This window comes from Acidobacteriota bacterium, assembly GCA_030774055.1.
Taxonomy (GTDB): domain Bacteria; phylum Acidobacteriota; class Terriglobia; order Terriglobales; family Acidobacteriaceae; genus JACPNR01.
Window position 1 is genome coordinate 1 of the sequence record JALYLW010000119.1, and the last position, 5,221, is coordinate 5,221.

Here is a 5,221-nt window from a genome sequence, read left to right on the forward strand (position 1 = left end):
CTTTCACTTCCCCACCAAACTCACGCCCGGCATCTTCGTTGCCGGCGCGTTGTTCTCCGTCGGCATCGGCGTCGTCTTCGGATATTACCCCGCGCGCCGCGCTTCACAGCTCGACCCTATCCAGGGACTGCGCTACGAATAGCGCCACGCTCAATCCGGCAGGAGATGCAGAGGACGGCGCGGAACATCCCATCATCCTCTACGACGGCGTTTGCGGATTGTGCAACCGCCTGGTCCGGATGATCCTGCGGCGCGATCCCACCGGCATCTTCCACTTCGCGCCCTTGCAAGGCGAGTTCGCGCGCGCCGCGCTCGCGCGCCGCGCAAACGATCGAGAAGCGACGGAGACGATGTACCTGGTGCTCGCGCCCGGCACGGCGGCCGAGCGTTTACTCAGCGGTGCCGACGCCGCACTCTACATCGTTGCTCGTATCCGCGGGCCGCTGCGCGCGGCGGCCGCGGCGGCGGGCTGGCTGCCGCGTTCTCTGCGCAAGAGTATCTACTCGCTCATCGCGCACCGGCGCTATCGCTGGTTCGGGAAATATGAGCAGTGTCCGCTGCCGGAAGCGCAGTGGAAGGACCGCTTCCTCGACTGACGGCGGAGAGGTCAGCTTTGCAAGACCTTTGCCACTTCCTGCGCCTGCCGCTGCAGGCGCTCGCTGGTGGCCTCTATCATCCGTACCTTATCGGCGAGCCCGCGGCGTTCGCACACGCTGGCAAAGTCTTTGGCTTCAGTGGTGAGCTTCGCTGTGTTCTCCAGCAGGTACTTAAGCGAATCGGCGTGCTGCTTCCACAAGTACGCCGAGGTTCTCTTGAGCTTGTAGTCCTCGAGCTCGATCATGATGGTGGCGATGGTGGCGACCATGCGCCGCATGAGCTCGGCATAGTCAGCCCGGAAACTTTTCTCGTCGAGATACGGATTGCGGAAGGCATCGACCTCGGCAGGAGTAACCAGCACCCTGGCATTGCGCAGCGGGACGACGTTGGCGAAGCTCTTGTCCGCGGCAAGGATGAAATGGCGGATCATGTCCATCGTGCCCTGCACCTTGTTGTCTTCCTGCTTGTTGGCCGAGGTCGGGCCACGGTGCGTATCCACCGGCGAGGGACGCAGCCCTTGCCCGCCATGCGTCTCCGCCCCAGGCTCCGCACTCTGCTTCGCGCTAGGAGCGCCCGGCGAAATGGGGACCGCATTCGCCCCCCGGCCGCTCACCGCGCCAGTCACCGCGAGTGAATCCATGGGCAGCGCCGCTGTGTAGCGTCCTTTGCGCTTGATGTCGACAACCCTCTTGAAGTCGGCGACCTTGCGTAATTGCGCGCCTGCCTTGCCGTACTCGGCGTGGTGGATCTCGTCGCCCTGCAGTTCCGCCAGCTGCTGCACCGTCACTTCGTCATTCAGGCGGGTGTGCATCGAGCCGCCGGATTGCTGCACCGTCTGCGCGAAGCTCTTGATCTCGCTCGCCGCCTTGGCGAACAACTCGTCGAACTTGCGTCCGAAGAACGCGTTGTACACCGCCGTGTTGGCGAGCACGTGCGGATGGTAGAACGAGGCGCCGAAGGAGTGCTTGATATCGCGCACCCGCCCCAGGATGCCGGAGTCCATCACCTTGTCGAAGTGGCAGAACTCGTCCACTTCCGGAAGCAGGTGGTCGAACTCGCGGGCCAATTGCAGGTGCTCCTGCGGCAGTTCGGGCGGCTCCACGTCCCCCAGCATCACGTAGATCTCGCCCTCGAAGGCGAGGGTTTCCCCCGGCCCGATCTCCACCGCTTCGGCCGGGGCCTCGCTCTTCCCGCTTCGCTTGCGCCAGGCGCGATACAGGAAGGTGTTGATGAAGTCGCATTTGTCGCGGTCCACGTCGGTGTGCGAGGTCTTAAGCACGTAGTAGCGCAACAGGGCTTCTGCCACGGCGACGTCGAGCGTGTCTCTGAGCGCGTCGCGGAACATGGGCGGCGAGATCGCCATGTCGAGGATGTTCAGCCAGCGCCGCAACACCGAGATGGATTGCTCCACCGGCGTGCCTTCGCGCTCCGCGGCCGCGGCGCCGCGCGGCACCGGCACCGCTTCGCCGGTCACGTTCTCCAGCAGCGAGAGGTAGAAACCGTGCACGGCGACCAAGTCCAGCAACTGGCGGATAGGGTCCTGCGCCAACGTATCTCCTGTGGGTAGCGCTTCGAGGGCCTGGGAGTGCGCGGCGTGAGGACCTGCGTGCGGGGCCGCGCGATTGGCGGAGAGTGTAGCCCTAAAGCGGGAGGATTGCCTAGCGAAAGCGCCGCTCATTCGTGGCGCGATAAAGTGCTATTTGCCGCTGACGAACTGCATGCCGATCTCGGAACCGCGGCTATAGCGCACCTCGACGTCCACCGTGTTCGAGACCTTGTTGTCGGGCTCGACCACCGTGACGGTGAGCCTGCGTCCCGGCTTCAGCGCCTCAGCAACGGCGCGCGATTCGGCGTGGATGGTCATGCCGCCGCCCCCGGCCACCGAGACGCGACCGAGCGTGGCGCCCTTCTCGTCCATGGCGACGGCGTGTTCGGAAACCTCGAAGCGCGGATACGCGCGGCGTTCGTCGCTCACGCTACTTCCCTCCCAGCAGCAGTTTCGCGATGGTCTGCAGTTGCATGTTCGACGTGCCTTCGTAGATCTTCCCGATCTTCGAATCGCGCCAGTACTTCTCCACCGGATAATCCTTGGTGAATCCGTAGCCGCCGTAGATCTCGATGGCCAGCGAGGTAACGCGCTCGGCCACCTGCGAAGCGAACAGCTTCACCATGGCGGCTTCTTTCACGAAGTCCATGCCGGCATCTTTCATGCGCGCCGCGTTGTACACCATCATGCGCGCCGCCTCGATATCGGTGGCCATCTGCGCCAGCTGGAACTGTATGCCCTGGAAGTCGGCGATGGCTTTGCCGAACTGCTTGCGCTCCTGCGCGTACTTCAACGCGTACTCGAAGGCGCCGCGCGCCACGCCCAGCATCTGCGCGCCGATGCCGATGCGTCCTTCGTTCAGCGTCTCGATGGCGATCTTGTAGCCCTTGCCCTTCTCGCCCAGCAGGTTTTCCTTCGGCACCTTGCAATCTTCGAGGATCAACTCGCAGGTAGACGAAGCCCGGATGCCGAGCTTGTCCTCTTTCTTGCCCACAGTGAAGCCGGGGAAACTCTTTTCCACGATGAACGCGGTGATGCCCTTGTATCCCGCGCTCGGATCGACGGTCGCCAGCATGATGAAGACGCCGGCTTCCTTGGCGTTGGTGATCCAGAGCTTGCGTCCGTTGAGCACCCAATCGTTGCCCTTGAGCTCGGCTTTGGTCTGCATCGCGAAGGCATCCGAGCCGGAGCCGGCTTCGCTCAGTGCGTAGGCGCCCACGGTGTCCGCGGCTTGCCGCGGCAGATACCTCTTCTTCTGGTCTTCGCTCCCCCAGCGCATCATCGCGTTGTTCACGAGGGTGTTCTGTACGTCGACGATCACGCCGGCGGATGCGTCCACCCGCGAAAGCTCTTCGACGGCGAGGATGGCCTCGAAGAACGTGCCGCCCCCGCCGCCGTATTGCTCCGGGATCTCGATGCCCATCAGTCCGAGCTGGAAGAAGTCGTCGATGATGGACTTCTCGAACACGCCCTTCTCGTCCATCTCACGGACGTGCGGGCGGACCTTCTCGTCGGCGAACTGCCGTATATTGTCGCGAAACAGCTGCTCGTCTTCGCTGAGCGCGACCAGCGGCGGGTTGGTGTGCTTGGGGGCTACAGCCTGCGACATGCAGAGTCCTTGCTGACTTACTAAGAAACAAATGCGGAACCCGTGATTCTATCGCGCCAAGTGGCCGCTCGCTAGTCGAACCGTCCCTGCTCGCCGATCGAACCGTCCCCCGTGAGATCTCATTTGCAATAGGGCTTCCTCGGCTCGCGCGCCTTCGCGCTCCGCGCTCAGTGGCGCTCGCTCGGAATGACAATTCCGAGGAAACAAAAACGCGGTCGCCGCGGCGCCCGCGTCCACACCACTTGGCAACTAGCGCACGCGCTTGACCAGCCGCAGCGTATCTTCATCCAGGATGCGCCGGATCTGGTTCTTGGCGTGGACAGCCCACGGTCCCGAGCGGTCTAGCTTCACGTAGGACCGCCAGTGCGGCAGAGCTTTGCGCGGCTGGCGCATCTTTTCGTAGGCGAGCGCGAGGTTGTAGTGCGCGTCGGCGTAGGTCGGCGCCAGGCCGATGGCCGTCTTGTAGGCGCGGACGGCATCTGGCAGCCGCCCTGTCTCATCCAGAACGTTGCCGAGATCGAAGTAGGCCAGCGCATAGCGTGGGTCCACTTCGACGGCCTTGCGATAGAACGCCTCGGCCTGCACATAGTCCTGACGGTTGTAGAAGAGCGTGCCCAGGTTGATGTGCGCGGCGGCGTGGTGCGGCTCGAGCTCGATGGCTTTCTTGTAGGCCTCGATGGCCTCGAGCTGCGTCGCCGGGTCTTCTTCCAGGCCGATGCCCTTGGCAAACCACTCGGCCGAGCTTTCCAGCGCGCGGAAGTGACGGACTTTCGACGAGATGACTTGATCGTTCCTGGAAGCGAAGTCCATGACGAACTGTCCGGACATCGGTTCGACGGACTTGCCGCGATGGCGGAAGGCGACGCGCGTCCCGGTCGAAAAAGTCCCCGCCTCGAGCAGTGGATTCACCATGCCGCTCACCTGGCGCTGCATCGCTTCGAGCGACTGGCGGATCACCGCTGAGCGCACTTTCTTCGCTCGCAGGTCGCGCAGCTTTTTTAGTTGCAGCAGTTCGAAGAAGGAGTAGGTCTCGGAAGGTTCCACCAGCCCGGCTTTTTCCCATCCCAACAGTTGCCGGGTGGTGATGCGAAGGATGCGCAGGGCGTCCGCTCGGGGATATCGGTTCACTGTGCCTTCGTGTTCCAGGTTGTCGTTGGCCAACGTGTGCCCATTATCGGTTTCTGCTTTGTGGAAGTGCAAGTGGAAAAAGGGGGTTGCACTCCATCGGGCTATTGCCCGCCAAGTAACGGCGCGGGGCTGATTGGATTACCAGCGGGTTATCGCGGGTGTCGGACTGGCGCGGCTTTACGCTCCGCGCATCCAACGTTTAGAATGACGTTCGTAGGATGTCTCTCGGCAGTTCTCTTCCTTTAGTGCTCCCGCCCCGCGAAGAGCCGACGTAGCTCAGTTGGTAGAGCAGTCGATTCGTAATCGACAGGTCATCGGTTCAAGTCCGATCGTCGGCTCCA

Annotated in this window: 6 protein-coding genes and 1 tRNA gene; 3 read left to right on the forward strand and 4 right to left on the reverse strand. The window is 63.0% G+C overall.

Features of this window, described 5'->3' with window-relative positions:
• The coding region (locus M3P27_09870) for an ABC transporter permease (GenBank protein ID MDP9268613.1) at positions 1-142 on the forward strand (142 nt) is incomplete at its 5' end.
• A gap of 76 nt (positions 143-218) precedes the next feature.
• Positions 219-596 (forward strand): DCC1-like thiol-disulfide oxidoreductase family protein, encoded by a 378-nt coding sequence (locus M3P27_09875; protein ID MDP9268614.1) that lies wholly within the window; start codon positions 219-221, stop codon positions 594-596.
• A gap of 11 nt (positions 597-607) precedes the next feature.
• Here the strand turns inward: M3P27_09875 and M3P27_09880 are convergent, their stop codons facing one another.
• From M3P27_09880 to M3P27_09895, 4 genes are all read right to left on the reverse strand, one after another.
• Complete coding sequence (locus M3P27_09880) at positions 608-2,146, reverse strand: hypothetical protein (GenBank protein MDP9268615.1); 1,539 nt, start codon at positions 2,144-2,146, stop codon at positions 608-610.
• A gap of 147 nt (positions 2,147-2,293) precedes the next feature.
• Positions 2,294-2,572 (reverse strand): PilZ domain-containing protein, encoded by a 279-nt coding sequence (locus M3P27_09885; protein ID MDP9268616.1) that lies wholly within the window; start codon positions 2,570-2,572, stop codon positions 2,294-2,296.
• 1 nt (position 2,573) lies between these two features.
• A complete protein-coding gene (locus tag M3P27_09890; GenBank protein ID MDP9268617.1) occupies positions 2,574-3,752 on the reverse strand; it encodes an acyl-CoA dehydrogenase in 1,179 nt (392 codons plus the stop codon).
• A 249-nt stretch (positions 3,753-4,001) separates the two neighbouring features.
• The gene (locus M3P27_09895) at positions 4,002-4,913 is read right to left on the reverse strand and encodes a tetratricopeptide repeat protein (GenBank protein ID MDP9268618.1); all 912 of its coding nucleotides are present in this window, start codon (positions 4,911-4,913) and stop codon (positions 4,002-4,004) included.
• Positions 4,914-5,145: 232 nt separating this feature from the next.
• On the opposite strand from M3P27_09895, the gene M3P27_09900 reads away from it, so the two are divergent.
• Positions 5,146-5,221 (forward strand) — tRNA-Thr (locus M3P27_09900).

Excerpts from the sequence above, each read along its gene's own strand:
- M3P27_09890 (MDP9268617.1), bottom strand. The coding sequence starts at position 3,752 with ATGTCGCAGGCTGTAGCCCCCAAGCACACCAACCCGCCGCTGGTCGCG.